This is a genomic window from Prevotella sp. E13-27 (assembly GCF_023217965.1).
In the GTDB taxonomy this organism is placed as follows: domain Bacteria; phylum Bacteroidota; class Bacteroidia; order Bacteroidales; family Bacteroidaceae; genus Prevotella.
The window spans coordinates 325,243-340,960 of sequence record NZ_JALPSC010000002.1 but is presented as its reverse complement, the minus strand read 5'-3'; the positions used below and the strand labels follow the sequence as shown (position 1 = coordinate 340,960).

General features: G+C 46.9%; 11 protein-coding genes. 6 read left to right on the top strand and 5 right to left on the bottom strand.

Going from position 1 to position 15,718, the window contains the following annotated elements:
• The first annotated feature begins 71 nt into the window (after positions 1-71).
• On the top strand, positions 72-2,084 hold the full coding sequence (locus tag M1L52_RS10355) for a heavy metal translocating P-type ATPase (RefSeq protein WP_248614921.1): 2,013 nt from the start codon (positions 72-74) through the stop codon (positions 2,082-2,084).
• Positions 2,085-2,131: 47 nt separating this feature from the next.
• On the opposite strand, the gene M1L52_RS10350 is transcribed toward M1L52_RS10355, so the two are convergent.
• The 3 genes from M1L52_RS10350 to mscL form a co-directional block, all read right to left on the bottom strand.
• The gene (locus M1L52_RS10350; protein ID WP_248614920.1) at positions 2,132-3,811 is read right to left on the bottom strand and encodes a SulP family inorganic anion transporter; all 1,680 of its coding nucleotides are present in this window, start codon (positions 3,809-3,811) and stop codon (positions 2,132-2,134) included.
• 118 nt (positions 3,812-3,929) lie between these two features.
• Positions 3,930-4,955: a hypothetical protein gene (locus tag M1L52_RS10345; protein WP_248614919.1), complete on the bottom strand. Its 1,026-nt coding sequence runs from the start codon at positions 4,953-4,955 to the stop codon at positions 3,930-3,932.
• A gap of 78 nt (positions 4,956-5,033) precedes the next feature.
• A complete protein-coding gene (mscL, locus tag M1L52_RS10340) occupies positions 5,034-5,459 on the bottom strand; it encodes a large-conductance mechanosensitive channel protein MscL (RefSeq protein WP_248614918.1) in 426 nt (141 codons plus the stop codon).
• A 258-nt stretch (positions 5,460-5,717) separates the two neighbouring features.
• Here mscL and gap point away from each other — a divergent pair, with 258 nt between their 5' ends.
• The 3 genes from gap to M1L52_RS10325 all read left to right on the top strand — a co-directional run bounded on the left by gap (position 5,718) and on the right by M1L52_RS10325 (position 7,629).
• Positions 5,718-6,743 carry a type I glyceraldehyde-3-phosphate dehydrogenase gene (gap, locus tag M1L52_RS10335; RefSeq protein WP_091958588.1) on the top strand — a complete coding sequence of 342 codons (1,026 nt, stop codon included), beginning with the start codon at positions 5,718-5,720 and terminating at the stop codon, positions 6,741-6,743.
• A gap of 302 nt (positions 6,744-7,045) precedes the next feature.
• A complete protein-coding gene (locus M1L52_RS10330) occupies positions 7,046-7,237 on the top strand; it encodes a hypothetical protein (RefSeq protein ID WP_248616106.1) in 192 nt (63 codons plus the stop codon).
• 38 nt (positions 7,238-7,275) lie between these two features.
• On the top strand, positions 7,276-7,629 hold the full coding sequence (locus tag M1L52_RS10325; protein WP_410896783.1) for a sensor histidine kinase: 354 nt from the start codon (positions 7,276-7,278) through the stop codon (positions 7,627-7,629).
• A gap of 30 nt (positions 7,630-7,659) precedes the next feature.
• Here M1L52_RS10325 and M1L52_RS10320 read toward each other — a convergent pair whose 3' ends face one another.
• Positions 7,660-11,454, bottom strand: coding sequence for a TIM-barrel domain-containing protein (locus M1L52_RS10320; protein WP_248614916.1), 3,795 nt, complete (start codon positions 11,452-11,454; stop codon positions 7,660-7,662).
• Between the two features lie 138 nt (positions 11,455-11,592).
• On the bottom strand, positions 11,593-13,128 hold the full coding sequence (locus M1L52_RS16555; protein WP_410896782.1) for a helix-turn-helix domain-containing protein: 1,536 nt from the start codon (positions 13,126-13,128) through the stop codon (positions 11,593-11,595).
• A gap of 604 nt (positions 13,129-13,732) precedes the next feature.
• On the opposite strand from M1L52_RS16555, the gene miaA reads away from it, so the two are divergent.
• Positions 13,733-14,677, top strand: a complete 945-nt coding sequence (gene miaA / locus M1L52_RS10305) for a tRNA (adenosine(37)-N6)-dimethylallyltransferase MiaA (protein ID WP_248614915.1) — start codon at positions 13,733-13,735, stop codon at positions 14,675-14,677.
• Between the two features lie 82 nt (positions 14,678-14,759).
• Positions 14,760-15,695, top strand: a complete 936-nt coding sequence (locus M1L52_RS10300; RefSeq protein WP_248614914.1) for a diacylglycerol/lipid kinase family protein — start codon at positions 14,760-14,762, stop codon at positions 15,693-15,695.
• The last annotated feature ends 23 nt before the right edge of the window (positions 15,696-15,718 follow it).

The following is a 15,718-nucleotide window of genomic DNA, read 5'->3' as shown; positions in this document are numbered from 1 at the left end:
CTTTTGCAACTGAGTTGCATTCTTTTTGTTCTACTTTTGCAGCAGTATAAAGAACTAAAGCAAAAGAAGAAATGTCACACGAACATCAACACAACAATGAACATGAATGCTGCTGTCATGAACATCATCATGAGCATGAACATCATCATGAGCACAATCAGAAAAGTCAGCTAATCATAATTGCGGCGACTATAGTGCTACTCGTAGCAGCTTGGGCAGTAGAGAACTATCTGGAACTGAACAATTGGCAGTTGTTGTTTGTTTATCTTGTGCCATACCTACTGATAGGTCATGACACTCTGAAGGAAGGAGGCGAAGGACTGCTCCACGGCGACGCTTTCAACGAACATTTCCTCATGTCAATTGCAACACTCGGCGCACTTTTCATAGGTTTTCTGCCTGGCGCTGAGACAGAATACTTAGAAGCAGTCTTTGTAATGCTGTTCTTCCAGATTGGAGAATTGTTTGAAGGTTATGCTGAAGGCAAGAGTCGCGACAGCATTGCCCACCTGATGGACCTGCGTCCAGACATTGCTCACGTAATGAACGGTAACGAGCAGAACGATGTAGCACCAGAGAAAGTGGCTCTTGGCAGTACCATTATTATTAAGCCTGGCGAGAAAGTGCCTCTTGACGGAATCATTATCGAAGGACAATCGTCGCTCAACACTGTGGCACTGACCGGCGAGAGTCTGCCACGCGAGGTAATGGCTGACGATGAAGTTATTTCGGGCTGTGTCAACACAAGCGGACTGTTAAAAGTAAGAACGACAAAGACCTTTGGTGACAGTACCGTATCAAAGATTCTCAATCTTGTAGAGAACGCTACAGGACAGAAGTCCAAGAGCGAAGCATTCATAACTCGCTTTGCCCGTATCTATACCCCAATCGTGGTGTTCGCTGCATTGGCATTAGCAATAGTACCACCGTTGGTATCATTTACCATTTATCATTCATCATTTAGCGAAGCACTCTACACTTGGGTCTATCGCGCCCTGTTGTTCCTTGTAGTATCATGCCCTTGTGCACTTGTTATCAGCGTGCCCCTTACATTCTTCGGCGGCATAGGCGGTGCCTCAAAAAAAGGCATACTTATCAAAGGATCACAGTACATGGATGTGCTGGCCAAAATCCATACTGTCGTATTCGACAAGACAGGAACGCTAACACGCGGAGTATTCGCCGTAAGTGCTGTTCACCCGCACGATAACGGGGAGCCGAAGACAGAAACATCACGTCTGTCACCACTCGCTTCTCAACTGTTACATCTTGCCGCCCATGTGGAGCACTACTCCACCAACCCCATAGGTGCTGCGCTACGAGCAGCCTTTCCCGATGAAGCCAGTGATGGATGCAAGGTTACAGATGTCGAAGAGATTGCCGGTCATGGCATCCGTGCATGCGTAGAGGGCAAAGTTGTCTGTGTAGGCAACACTCGAATGATGGACAGCATAGGTGCGCGATGGCACCAATGTCATCATGTGGGCACCATAATCCATGTTGCTATCGACGGAGAGTATGCTGGTCATATAGTCATTAATGACCAAGTTAAGGAAGACAGCGCTGAAGCTATCTCCAGACTGAAAGAACTTGGCGTTGCAAAGACGGTGATGCTCACAGGCGATCGTAAAGCCGTGGGCGATGACGTAGCTCAGCATTTAGGAGTGACTGAGGCGCACAGCGAGTTACTGCCTGCCGACAAGGTCGCACATGTAGAGCGTCTCATACAAGAGAAACCTGCCGACAGCTACCTCGCCTTCGTTGGCGATGGCATAAACGATGCGCCAGTATTGGCTCGTGCTGATGTGGGCATTGCTATGGGCGCTTTGGGTAGCGATGCTGCAATAGAAGCTGCCGATGTGGTACTCATGGACGACAAACCATCGAAGATTGCTACTGCCATAGCTATTGCACGACGCACGCTGGCAATAGCACGCCAGAACGTGGGTATGGCTATTGGAATAAAGATTGCGGTACTCATCCTTGCCACCTTCGGAATGGCAACAATGTGGATGGCTGTCTTTGCTGATGTAGGCGTAACAGTACTGGCAGTATTAAATGCAATGAGAACACTGAAGGCTTGACCGCATGGTCAAGCCTTCAATGCTATTATCAATATGCAAACTTAAGATTATTTGCTTACAATCTCTTTGGCTCTTGCAAGTGCGAGGTCAATATGATTACATATATTCTCTTCACCAAGCAGCTGGTCGAAATGATTGCGTTTCAGCACTTCCTCAACCTTAGAAACGACACCCGAGAGGACTACGGTAATACCTTCTTTCTGACTCATCAGACACATATTCTCAAGATTATGCAGACCAGTAGAGTCAATGAACGGAACCTTACGCATGCGGATGATACGAACCTTAGGACGATCTCCATAACGACTCATGATATCCTCGAAACGGTTACCTGCTCCAAAGAAGTAAGGGCCATTTATCTCATAGACCTCAACACCCTGAGGAATGGTGAGGTGCTCAAGGTTGCCACGCTCCATATCAGCATCCTCATTCAGGTCAATCTCGTCATAGACAGCCTTCACATCGGTAGTCTCAGACATGCGGCGCATGAAGAGCAGACAAGCGCAGATGAGTCCCACCTCAATAGCAATGGTGAGGTCGAAGATGATGGTAAGGAAGAATGTAAGCAGGAGAACGGTAACATCGCTCTTTGGATTACGTGTCAAGGCAAGGAACGATCGCCATCCGCTCATGCCATAGCTCACTACGACAAGCACACCAGCCAAACATGCCATTGGGATATATTGTGCCAGAGGCATGAGGAACAGGAAGATGAGCAGCAGCACGACAGCATGGATGATGCCAGCTATTGGAGTGCGACCACCATTATTGATGTTGGTCATCGTACGTGCTATGGCACCTGTAGCAGGAATACCTCCGAAGAGAGGTGACACGATATTTGCTACGCCTTGACCTATAAGCTCTGTGTTTGAGTTATGATGGTCACCAATAACACCATCGGCAACAGTTGCCGAGAGCAGCGACTCAATAGCGCCAAGAATAGCAATGGTCATTGCTGGACCTACAAGTCCCTTGATCACTTCCCATGAAAGTTCAGGAACAACGGCATCGGGCAGCTGAGAGTTGATGCTGAAACGATCGCCAATAGTCTCAATCGATGTAACGCCTGCATACTGCTTTAGCAACAGCACAGCCACAGTCATTACAATGATAGCTACCAATGAGCCAGGTACTCGCTTGCTGAACTTTGGGGTTATGCCAATAATCACCACGCTTACCAATCCTACCAGTGTGCTCCAAGGGTCTATATTGCCAAGATTCTGGAAATAGGCAATCCACTTCTCAATGAAATCGCTAGGCACATTACCCATCTGCATGCCAAACAAATCCTTTATTTGCGTGGTGAAGATGGTTACAGCAATACCACTAGTGAATCCTACGATGATAGGATAAGGAATATACTTGATGATGGTGCCCAGTCGCAGCAGTCCGAAACCTATGAGGAACACGCCTGCCATAAGAGTGGCAATGGTTAGTCCCTGAATGCCATACTGGCTGATGATGCCTGCCACTATGACGATGAAAGCGCCTGTAGGTCCGCCTATCTGCACCTTACTTCCGCCCAGTGCCGAGATGGCGAAGCCTGCTACGATGGCTGTGATGATACCCTTCTCTGGCGACACGCCACTGGCAATACCGAAGGCAATAGCCAAAGGCAATGCCACGATACCCACGATGACACCTGCCATCAGGTCAGCCATGAACGTCTGCCTGTTGTAGTTCTTTAGAGCCGAAACCATCTTCGGCTTAAAATCTAATGTCTTCATACTGTTTTTCTACCTATTGAAAAAGGAAGCGCAAAGGTACACATATTTTTATATATACGAAAAAAAAGCAACCGCTTTTTTTGCAAACGGCTGCTTTCTTGATTTATCTCTATGATTATCAGGGCTTCCTGAGAGCAGCAATAACCCTGTTGGCCTCCAGTTCGTTCTCGAAGCTGATAGGATTGTAGCTGCTGTCCTCCATGCAGACAATCATGTCGCCCATAAGGTCGGCATAGCCGTCATACCATTGCGAGGCGTGCCAGTTGGGTTCTATATCCTCCTTCTGAAAGCCGTTGCGGTCGAGCAATCCGAGCAATGTGCCTTTCAGACAAAGCTTTTTAGAAACATCGCGGAACTTCTGACATCGCATGTCATCGGTGCGTTCCGCATTGATAAGTGGCGGCAGACTACTCCAGTCTGAAGCGTCAGCCTCAACGACTTCAAATTCACCGGAGGTATTGACAATGATGATACATTTCATCGGGTCAGTAGAACCCTCTACCTCATCGTTTTCCTCATCGTTTTTCTCATCGTCTATATTCTCTTCATCGTCCTCTTCATCGTTTTCCAGATATTCAGGGTCGTCGTAAACTTCATGGCAATGTTCGTCGAAAGCCTCCTTGCAACGCTCGTCACCTTCATCCATGCCTATTTTCCATAAATCCAATGCATATTCCACTTCAGGTGAACCGTCTGGAGTATCGTAGCCCACATAGGCAAGATAGCCCATCTCATAGAGTCCGTTGGTGATTTCAAGGTTCAATGCTGCACAGAAATGCGAAAATGCGGCATAACGCGCAGGGAAGTGCTGACCATCTGCCTCGCTTGCCAATACGCTCTCTTCACCAAAGTCATTGATAGGTTCGTTATACAAGATAAATCCCATGACACAGTTGGCCAATCCTATCGTTTGACGCTCGTTCTCTGGAATACCATCATCATCGTCGTATTTTTCGATTGCTTTTGTTAACCATTTCTTTGCCTCACCAAACTCATCGGTCTGCTCATAATAGTAGATGCCAAGTGCCACAATTGCCATAAGGTCATCACCCTCGATAGCCTTCTTGATGAGTTCGAGAAATTGCTTCATGTTGCCCTGTTCATACTGCTCAAGGGCATCTCTGCGATAGTCTTCTGCTGTCATAAGCTTTATTGTATTAAATGCCACCCTGCCCTCCTATATATAATAAGGTATGAGCAAGGTGGCATTATGTAACTTGGATTACTTCTGCTTCAGCAGGTCGCGAATCTCAGTGAGCAATTCCTCCTGAGTGGGTCCCTTTGGCTCCTCTGGAGCAGGAGCAGCAGCCTCTTCCTCCTTCTTCTTAAGGTTCGTCAGCTTGTTAACACCCTTGATGAGCAGGAAAATACAGAAAGCCACGATGATGAAGTCAAGCGTGGTCTGCAGGAACTGTCCGTAGTTAATGGTAACAGGATCCTTATCAGGTGTGAGCGGATTAACAGGCAGCTTCACGCTTAGGTCTGTGAAGTCAACACCACCAATGAGCCATCCGATAGGAGGCATGATAACATCATTTACCAATGAACTCACAATCTTGCCGAATGCACCGCCAATGATAACACCGACAGCCATGTCCATAACGTTGCCACGCATGGCAAATTCCTTAAATTCTTTTACAAATCCCATAGTTAATAATTATTTAAAAGGTTTATTTTGTTAGGTTCAGTGCGCAAATATAGTCATTTTTTCAATACGAGACACAAAAAAGCAGAAAAAAGTGATTTTTTATTTTTATTAATACTGCAATTTAGGCAGAATAACATAATTTTTTAGTACTTTTGCAGTCGCAATAAGAGAAAATTCCGCTTGATACTCAATAAAGAGGTAAAGAGATAGGTAAATAGTTTTTATTACAATAACCCTTTTAATTAAAAGAAAAGCAAAATGACAAAAGTTGCAATTAACGGTTTCGGCCGTATTGGTCGCCTCGCATTCCGTCAGATGTTCGAGGCTGAAGGTTATGAAGTAGTAGCAATCAACGACTTGACCAGCCCAAAGATGCTGGCTCATCTGCTGAAGTATGACACCGCTCAGGGTGGTTTCTGTGGCAAGTTCGGTGAGAACAAGCACACTGTAGAGGCTGGTGAGGACTACATCGTAGTTGATGGCAAGAAGATCACTATCTACGCTATTCCTAACGCTGCTGAGCTGCCTTGGGGCAAGCTGGACGTAGACGTTGTTCTGGAGTGCACAGGTTTCTATACTTCTAAGGAGAAGGCTTCTGCTCACCTGACAGCTGGTGCAAAGAAGGTTGTTATCTCTGCTCCTGCTGGCAACGATCTGCCCACCATCGTTTACAACGTTAACCACAAGACTCTGACTCCTGCTGACACTGTTATCTCAGCTGCTTCTTGTACAACAAACTGCCTTGCTCCTATGACCAAGGCTCTGAACGATTTCGCTCCTATCCAGAGCGGTATCATGACCACCGTTCACGCTTACACTGGCGACCAGATGATTCTCGACGGTCCTCAGCGCAAGGGTGATGTTCAGCGCGCTCGTGCTGGTGCTCAGAACATCGTTCCTAACTCAACTGGTGCTGCTAAGGCTATCGGTCTCGTTATCCCAGAGCTGAATGGTAAGCTGATCGGTGCTGCTCAGCGCGTTCCAACTCCTACAGGTTCTACCACTATCCTGCACGCTGTTGTTAAGGGTGAGGTAACTGTTGAGGGTATCAACGCTGCCATGAAGGCTGCTACCAACGAGAGCTTCGGTTACACTGAGGAGAAGCTCGTTTCTAGCGACATCATCGGTATGAAGTTCGGTTCTCTGTTCGACGCTAACCAGACAATGGTAAGCAAGATCGGCGATGGCAACTCTCTCGTACAGGTTGTTGCTTGGTACGACAATGAGAACTCTTACACTTCTCAGATGGTTCGTACTATCAAGTACCTCGCAGAGCTCAAATAATACCGCTTTCGCGATATTCACTAAGCCGCTTGACGCAAGTCAGGCGGCTTTTTTGTGTACTACGCCCTACTTTTTCAACAACAACTCCAACAAATGATTTGTTTTTTCACAAAAGAATGCTATCTTTGCAATCAAAACACTCAGAGCGTTTAATAAGAACGCTCGAAGCGTTTAATAAGAACACTCAAAGCATTTAATAAGAACGCTCTGAGAGAAGTTAAACTTTGCTCGAAGAGAAGTTAAACTTTGCTCGAAGAGAAGTTAAACATCTCTCAACGATGTATTACTAATGGCTATAAGATATGAACAAACTTATAACCATACTTGGTCCTACAGCAAGTGGAAAGACTCCGTTGGCTACTGCATTAGCACGAGAGGTTGATGGAGAGATATCTCCAGCCGTTCTGTTGTCGAACGAACCGATAAAGTCTCTGCACGCCGAATTGGCGAACAGGCAATTATCGATTCCGAGACACTTAACAATCCGTCTGTAAAGTTTAGCTTTCCCGAAAATCCTGAAGTTGACGAACAGGTGATTCTTACCCATTCTCGTTCAGCTGTTCGCTCTTTAACCATGTTGCTTAACAACGCTCAGAAATTCCTTGGAAAGCCACATGCCAAGGCATCAGGAACTGTTGAGCTTCGTATAGAGTTGAGCCACCAGGCCTCTGTTGTTCAATTTATTGTTGAAGATACTGGTATTGGCGTTCCTTCACAAGAAGCTGAACACATTTTTGATGAGTTCGTCCAACTGAACAATTATTACGATGGAACGGGCATCGGTCTTACTGTGGCTCGCAATTCCGTTCGTCGCATTGGCGGTGAAATTGTCTTGGATACCACTTATCAGACTGGTGCCCGTTTCGTTATGTCACTTCCTTTGTAGAAGTGATAGGGAATATGGTAATTGTTTAGTTTATTTCAAAACTTCTTTTCGTCCGTCTATGATGTATAATCCTGGACGTGCTGCATGTGCGGAGAGTTTTCTGCCCGTCATGTCGTAAATAGTATTCTGACTCATGTGGGGTTTAGAAGAATACTCGCGTATGCTGGTTGTAGTGGCTTCCTCCTCTGCACGTTTGTATAGGCGGAAGTTGTCTATTTTAAACCATGTCTCTGTGGGCGCATCGCAGGTGCTCACACCGATGTTGAGGCTTTGGGGCTCCAGTATCTCGAAATCCAGTACCAGTGGCTGCATAGGGTAGGTGTCGCTCACACCGGCAGTGGGTAATTGGTCGCGGAACAACACCTCTTTCTCACCAGCAAAGAGACATTGCTTGCCCAGTCGCAGGGTTGTAGTGCTGCGATTACTGGCTTGCATGTCAACCGTTAACCGATAAGTTCCCTCTGGGAGAGAACTTATCGTTTGGCTGATTACTGGCTTTAGTGTTGTGGAACCATCCCATACACCAAAGATGAACTGTCCGTCGGTAGCGGCAGGATCACCGTTTCCACCGCCTTGGTTCACACCCCACCATGCGGTATTGCTATTCACTGTCCAACCGGTTGGCGCCTGTTGGGTAAGAGTGCGACAATCTGCTTCAAAACTGGGGTTGGTAATATACTGGTTGGTCACATCAATCATTGCTGTGGTTTTGATTCTACCCTTCAGCTGTACTTTCTGTTGAGTGCCGTCATAGTTGATGGTAGCGTCAAATGCAGTGGATTCACCGTCACCGAATCCCTTTTCCGTGCATACACGTACTATACGGAATATACGCTGTTGCAGCATACCGGGGAACGCGCCCTTGCGTTCGCCAATGGTAAGTGTCTGCGACTTCTCGTCCCAGGTAAAGGGAATTTCTGTGTATTCACCCTGTTTATAGCCATATCCGTCAAGTGCGTCTTCATAGAGAGTGAACGAACCATTGGCACCAGGATATACGCGAATTTCCAGATTGTCCCACTGCTTCTCTGAACTGTATTGTACCTCAGGTCCCCAAGGTAGGATAGTTCCGGCAGGGATGTAAAGGGGCATGATGTCGGCAGGAGTCATTCGCTTGATGTTCTGACCGCCTTTGTTAGCCTCACCTGTCCAGAAGTCGTACCACACCGAATCCTCTGTTGGCAGGTAAACGTTGCGACTGGCTGATTGCTCAGTAACCACCGGTGCCACAAGGAAGGCATGTCCTAACATGTACTGATCTTTTACGTCACAGCATTGGGCATCGTCCTCAAAAGCTACAGGCATTGACATCATAAATGTCTCGCCGTTGTTCACCACCTGATGGGCGGTGCTGTAGAGATAAGGAAGCAGACGGTAGCGCAGACGGATGTAGCGCAGAATATTGTTGTAGTCCCCTTGTGCATCGTCCTTTGCACCAAACTGCCATATCTCGCGTGGAGTCTGGTCGCCGTGGAAACGCATCATCGGGCAGAAGGCTGAGAACTGTGTCCATCGGGTGTAGAGGTGACGCCATGCGGCATTGTTCACACCGCCGTTATAGCCGCCAATGAAGAAAGCACCTGTATCACTGTTCCAATAGGGCAGACCTGATACTGATAGATTGCAAGCGGCAGGAATCTGTCGGGCCAGTGTTTCCCAACTTGATGTGATGTCGGCACTCCAAATAAATGCACCAGTACGTTGCATGCCGAGGAAGGCTGAACGGGTAAGGATGCTTACACGCTTGTTGCTGAGTTCAGTCTGATTCAAATGATGATCGTACACGCCCTCTACATGAGCCAAGGGGAAAGCATTGCGAAGCGAGCGGAATGTGCGTCCGTCCAAATCAGTCACATAGTCGTAGTCGGTGGTCTTATTACTGAAGTCGTCGGGCTCTGACGAATCAAGCCACAAGGCATCGATGTCTTTGTTCATCAGTCCGTTGTACAGATAATTCCAAAAACGGTCACGCGTGTTCTTGCTATACACGTCATAGGGTCTTGTGGCCTGTCCTGTAGGATAGCTCTGAATAGGAATCAGTCGGCCAGCATCTCCGAATTCCTTATACTGTTTGGTGTCAGGACCGAAGTTGGCCCATACACTGATCATCAGTTTGGCATTCATCTGGTGCACCTCATCTATCATACGCTGGTATTCGCTGTAGTTGGGATTCAGAAACTCCATGGCGTTCCACATGTTGTCGCCGCCCCAGTACTGCCAGTCCTGTACCACACAGTCCAGTGGTACCTGTTCTTCGCGATAGCGCTTTACCACGTTGATTACCTCCTGAGCACTCATATAGCGCTGTTTGCTCTGATAAAGACCGAAGTTCCACAGTGGAGGCAACTGAGTTTCGCCTGTGAGGTGGCGCAGTGAGCGGAGCACCTCTGCCGATCCATTGCCCACCAGTACATAGTAGTCAATGGCATCACCAGTTGATTTCAGCATGGTCGCTTCCTGATTATCTGAAAATTGTGTTGGTGAGTAATTGTCCCAGTAGAAACCGTAGCGGCGTGATGAGTAAAAATAGGGGATGTAAATACTACGGTTGTCCTGAATCATGGAAAGTTGGGTGCCGCGCATATTCAGTTGTCCGTTCTGAATTTGGCCCAGTCCGTATATCTGTTCGTCATCGGCCAGACGGAACGTCTGTACCAGTTCGAAACTGTCGTTCGGTCCATCCTTTGTTGGCTTGATAATGGTAGCAGTCTCAGTCAGCAGTTGCTGGCCGTTCGTACGATAGATGCATACCTGTCCCTCACGCAGATTGTACTCTACACGGGCTTTCAGACTGTTTACTACAACCTTACCGTCTTGCTCTTTAATATCCAACTGCACATTAGCGTCGTTATCGGCTTTTACAACCAGACTCTGGGGAACTACTACATTGTCGAGCCACTTGCTGACACGTACCACAGAATCGTTCACGAAGCAAATGCGCACTGATTGATTGTCGAGCAGGGCTGTGATGCCATCCCCGTTCTTTACATAAGAGAACGCACGCGTAGCGCGTATATAGTTGTCGAGTGCCTGTTGCAAGGCTTTCATCTCAGTAGCGGCATCGCCCAAGTTGTTGATGGTCAGCGTCTCGGCAACCGACTTTGCATGAGTAATAGCTGTTTTCAGGTCGTTCTGTACGGTCTCTGTGGCTATGCGATGGGTGAGCGCCTCTTCTGCTTCTTTGATAAGGGCGTTAAGTTCTGCCACAGCTTTGCCCACTAATGCCTCGTCGGTCAGTCCCAATGTGGTCTTCACGGCAGGGTATTTAGTAGCGATGGCCACATCGCTGTAGTAACCCACATCGCTGATGGTTCCGCTATTGCCGGTGGCTGTCAGTCCCATAGCCAGTATGAATCCGGTTCCCTCACTCTTCAGGACCATCTGTTCGGCTCCAGTGTTGAACCCCGCAAAGAGCGGTTCCTGGCCGCGAATGTTCCAAATGAATATCTGCTTGCCATTGTCGCTGACCACGAAGTCGGCTGGTACCTGCGATCCGCAATTCCATCCGTTGATCCACCACACGTAGCTGTCGGCAGTTCCTGTTTTGAGTCCTGAACCCACCACGGTGAACCATTTGTCATCGCTGGTGATGAAATACTTGTTGTCACACTCGCCGCCCATTTTGAAAGCCACGTTGTTCTGACCGCTGGCATTCACGGTGAAAGTCTCATCCGTGTAACTGAACACAGACTGAGGAGCTCGATTGTTGTCGGTTGAGGTGTACTCGTTTGGATGGAACTCATAATGAGTTTGAGCCATCACGGTGCTGCCGGCCCACATGGTGAAGGTCAACAGGCATGTTTTAAGAAAAATAGTTGTTTTCATTGATGGTGTTGTTATCGGTTGGTTAAACATTCCGACTGCAAAATTAGCCGAAATTCCCCGTTCCATCGCAACACAAATGTTGATTCAGATAGTAGAAATGATGAATTCAACGCCTATTATAAGCCTGTTCAACAAAAGTTATCCTTTGTAGTCAGATGGTTTGCATCCGTATTCTTTTTGGAAACATTTGCTGAAATAGCTGGTCGAACCGAATCCCGTTTGCTCGGCAATCTCAGTGATACTTCTGTCGCCAGTTAGAATCATGTCGGCTGCGTGTTTTAGGCGTATGTTGCGAATGAATGATACTGGCGATTGCTGGGTGAGTACCGTCAGTTTCCTGTACAATCCTGTACGCTCCATGCAAAGGTCGGCAGCCAGTTGTTCCACTCCATAGTTTGGCTTTGACAGATGTTGTTCCACCAATAGCGTAGCCCTTTCAATAAATTCGTTCTCTTGTGGTGAAGGTTCATTGTCGGCATGATGCTCAATGGTCTGCCCGGCGGAATCTTCGCTCGTTGGAATCCGAACCTGTTTGCGTCTGGTTCTGATCACTATCGTCATCAATCCTATACCAATCACAATGAGGAGTAGGCCTGTCTTTGTCCATATAGAGTTCCACCAGGGTTGTTCTGTCTCAGTATCAGGTTGGGCGAATGGGGCCTTTTCATCGTCGGTCGGATTGTCGAACATGCCGCTCTGAGGCGAACTGTATAGCAGACCGTCGTGATACGTGCCCAGCCATATTCCGCCTTCGCGGTCCTGGTAGATGGTGTTCGCTCCTGTTGAAATGGTCGAGCCGTCGGGCAGCGTCAGGGTTGTGATCAATTCCCACTCATTGGTGTTTAGATTCATTCGCAGATATCCCTCGGCGGTAGAAATATAGGCCATGTCGTTAGGAGTTACGATGAGTGTGTGCAGGTAGAAATCAGTTTTCAGCAGCGTCTTCCACTGGTTGCCGGCAGGGTCGAAACAAAGGAAGATGGATTTTCCTTTTCCTCCTGTTCTAACCTGATAGAAACGGTCTTTTGAATGCTGTACTGTCGATGTGTTTGCATATTGAGAAATGTAGTTGCCATCATAGGCTGCTACCTGCATCAATTGTTTGTCCTCTTTCAAACCGTACACGATCACTTGTCCGTTGTTGAAGAAGGCATAGAGACGGTCTTTCCACACATCAATGTTCTGGACTATACTCTTGTCCTTGGGCAGTTCGAGGCGATGTTTTCCGCAGTATAGTATTCTTTCTTTTAGTGTCCATAGCCTTCCAGTTGAATCATAGAAAAAGTCATCGGCCCCATGAGGTATTCCTGACTTGATGTGTTTCCGTTGTTTCAAGTCGTAACAGGCCACTCGTTGCCAGTATTTCACCCATAGACGGTCCAGACTGTCCACTATCAGGTTGGTGGCTCCGTAGTATCCAGGTAGCTGCTGCCAGTGCTCTTCCGTTCTTTTGATATGTTCAAAACGCCCACCATTATAAATATCTATGGTGTGTTTTGTCACTATCAGCATACGGCCGTCGGCCAACTGCGTCATCTGCAGTACGGTGTCGTTGGCCAATCCCTGTTTCTGTCCCAACAGACAGAATGTATCGTCTGAGGCCATTCCAGTTACCGTTGCAAACAGCAGTACGAGGGAGATCCATATCCTATGATTAGTGAATGCCTGGTTCATAGTTATTGTTTTGCGTGCAAAGATATGCATTTTTTTCTGAATGTAATCATTTTTTGTCAGCTAAAAAAGTATATTTGTCGTTCCGGGCATCTAACGCCTACTGAGTTGCCACTCACAGCGTTTGGATTTCCTTCGCTTTCAACTTTAATAATGGCCTCCATGATGGGAGTCCAGTCGAATTGTTCTTTTTCTGAGTCCTGATAATTTTCATTATTACTATCAATTGGAGCCGAGGCCACCAATGGAATACTTACACTTCTCAGATGGTTCGTACTATCAAGTACCTCGCAGAGCTCAAATAATACCGCTTTCGCGATATTCACTAAGCCGCTTGACGCAAGTCAGGCGGCTTTTTTGTGTACTACACCCTACTTTTTCAACAACAACTCCAACAAATGATTTGTTTTTTCACAAAAGAATGCTATCTTTGCAATCAAAACACTCAGAGCGTTTAATAAGAACACTCAAAGCGTTTAATAAGAACACTCAAAGCATTTAATAAGAACGCTCTGAGAGAAGTTAAACTTTACTCGAAGAGAAGTTAAACTTTACTCGAAGAGAAGTTAAACATCTCTCAACGATGTATTACTAATGGCTATAAGATATGAACAAACTTATAACAATACTTGGTCCTACAGCAAGTGGAAAGACTCCGTTAGCTGCTGCGTTAGCACGAGAGGTAGATGGCGAGATTCTTTCTGCCGACTCTCGTCAAGTCTATCGACGCATGGACTTAGGTACAGGCAAGGACCTTGCTGACTATACCATAACAGATGCTCAAGGAACAGTAACCATACCCTATCACCTCATTGACATCTGCGAGCCTGGCACGAAGTACAATCTTTTTCAGTATCAGCAGGACTTCTTCGATGCTTATGAAGACATCGTCAAGCGTGGAAAGCAGCCTATACTCTGTGGAGGCACAGGTCTGTATATTGAGGCTGTACTGAAAGGCTATCATCTTTCGCCCGTGCCACAGAACCCTGAGTTACGCGCCAGTCTCGAAGGCAAAAGCCTCGAAGAGCTGACAGAGACGCTGAAAGAGCTGAAGGCGAAAAACGGCTCAATAATGCATAACACTACTGACGTTGATTCTTGTCAGAGAGCCATTCGTGCTATAGAGATTGAGACCTACAACATTGAGCATCCTATGCCTCTTCGCGAATTGCCAGCAATCGATTCACTCATCATAGGCGTTAACATTGATCGCGAGTTACGACGCGAGAAAATCACACGCCGTCTTAAAGCCCGCCTTGACGAGGGGATGCTCGATGAGATTCGCGCCCTACTCGACAGCGGCATCCCAGCAGAAGACCTTATCTATTACGGATTAGAATATAAATACTTGACGGAGTATGTTGTTGGCAACCTCACCTATGACGAGATGTTCCGTCAGCTTGAGATAGCTATCCACCAGTTTGCCAAGCGCCAGATGACCTGGTTCCGAGGCATGGAGCGTCGCGGCTTTACCATCAACTGGATTGATGCCACACTACCTATGGAAGAGAAAGTGCAGGCTATACAACAACTTATGGCAACACAAAAATAGCATATTTCGGAACAATTTTTATTGGATAATAAAATAAAGTTCTTACCTTTGCAATCCAGAAAGACCTTTTACAGACAGACCAATGGCAGTAGATACTACACGATGGGGCATTCTATATTGCCCGAAAACCGGAACAACAAAAAAGCTTAAACGCTGGGAAAAGATTAAGTCAATCCTTGATTCCAAGAAAGTGTCTTACGATGTTGTGCATAGCGAGCAGTCAGACAGCGTGAGCCGACTGGTTACTATGCTTATATCAAACGGATATAAGACCATCATCATCATTGGTGGCGACTCTGCTCTCAACGATGCCGTGAACTGTCTGATGAATGAAGAGAAAAAAGTGCGCGATGAAATAGTACTCGGAGTAATACCTAATGGTGTGATGAACGACTTCGCCCGCTTCTGGAACTTCAATGAGGACAACGACGAACAAACCATTGACTGGCTACTGAAAAAGAGAACTCGCAAGGTGGATATCGGCTGTATACGCTATACAACAAAGGAAGGCGAGAAAAGTCATCGCTACTTCCTGAACTGCGTAAATATTGGTATGACAGCAGACATCATGAATCTGCGCCGACAGACGCGAAAGATGTTTGGCTCACGAACCCTTTCATTTATCTCGTCGCTATTAGTGATGCTTTTCCACCGCATGGAATACAAGATGTGCCTTCACATCAACAGCGACACCATTGACAGGAAAGTAATGACGGTATGTGTAGGCAATGGTACAGGCTATGGTCAGACTCCAAGTGCTGTGCCCTACAACGGAATGCTCGATGTATCAGTGGTTTACACTCCTGAGGTAATGCAAATGTTCGAAGGTCTCTGGCTACTCATTACAGGTCGTTTCCTCAACCACCGTTCAGTACATCCGTTCCGTACTCGCGAAGTTGTTGTTGAAGAAGCAGGCAAGGCTCTTGTTGGTGTCGATGGAAGACTTATTCCCCACCCCGTCGGCGATTATCGCATACAAGTGGAACAAGAGGTCGTGAATTTCCTGATTCCAGACTAATTATTATAAAGCACAGATAATTA